The organism is Herpetosiphonaceae bacterium (genome assembly GCA_036374795.1).
GTDB lineage: Bacteria > Chloroflexota > Chloroflexia > Chloroflexales > Kallotenuaceae > LB3-1.
On sequence record DASUTC010000209.1, the window covers coordinates 1 to 1,016 of the forward strand.

1 protein-coding gene is annotated in these 1,016 nt (G+C 65.6%); it reads right to left on the minus strand.

Translation table 11 applies throughout. From position 1 onward, the window contains the following. A partial coding sequence (locus VFZ66_15675; GenBank protein ID HEX6290629.1) for a metallophosphoesterase occupies window positions 1-618 on the minus strand: 618 nt, incomplete at its 3' end. Between the last annotated feature and the right edge of the window lie 398 nt (window positions 619-1,016).

Sequence of the window (1,016 nt, forward strand, 5' to 3'; positions counted from 1 at the left end):
GAACGGCTCGCGGATCCACAGCAGATCATCGGCCGTCTGCTGATCCAGCGGAAGCGCCGGATCGACGCCGGCGTGCACGAACAGATAGTCGCCACTTTCGAAGCTCAGCTCTAGGCTCTGCAGGAACTCCACGTGCCTGCGCGGGATCCGCTGGCGCAGATGGGCTTGCAGCTGCCCATAGAAGCGGGGATCGTCCTGGGGCATGCCGAACTGCACGCCATAGCTGTGAATTGTGGCGTCTCCGCCGTAGCGCAGCCAGATCGGCCCGATCGCCGGATCGACCAGAAAGCTGAGCAGCCAGGCGTCGTGATTGCCGAGCAGATGGACGGCCTGGAAGTCTTCCAGGGGGTCGTTGATCAGGAGATCGAGGACGCGCCGGCTCTCCAGGCCGCGGTCGACGTAGTCCCCGAGATACACGACCAGCTTGCCGGTGCCCGGCGTGAGCGCTGCCGCGTCCTCGGCGATCAGACGATGCATCTGCGCGAGCAGATCGGCGCGCCCGTGGATGTCGCCCACTGCGTACACGCAGACCCCGGGCGGCACGCGCGCCGGCTGGCCCGCGACCGCAGGCGTGGCGCTCAGATCCTCCGGCGTGCGACGAAACAGGCTGCGCAGCACGGCACTAATCCGTCATCGGAAAGGCGGCGTCAGCGGCCGTGTCAATCGCGGCTCTCGACCTTCGGATGAATTTCTCGCTCCACGTTACGCCCGGGGTTGCCAAGGGGCAAAGACAGAGCTACTCCTTAGCATGCTGGTCCAGCTCTTTGGAAAGGTTGGATTTTGGACATGCTTCACATCCAGCGCCAAGCCGATCGTGGAGCAGGTTGCCGGCTCCAGGGCAACGCTGCTAACGTCAGTGCTCTTACCGGTTTTGGCAAGACTGGGCCAGCGCCGGGCCGAGCAGGCCGGTACGGCGTCGAATGACCGCGCCGGAGGACCCGCGGGACGCGCAGCCTTGCCTCGGCACTCGTGCCGCTATAAACGCGTGGTGCTGCATGGGCTTGCCGAGCGCCACG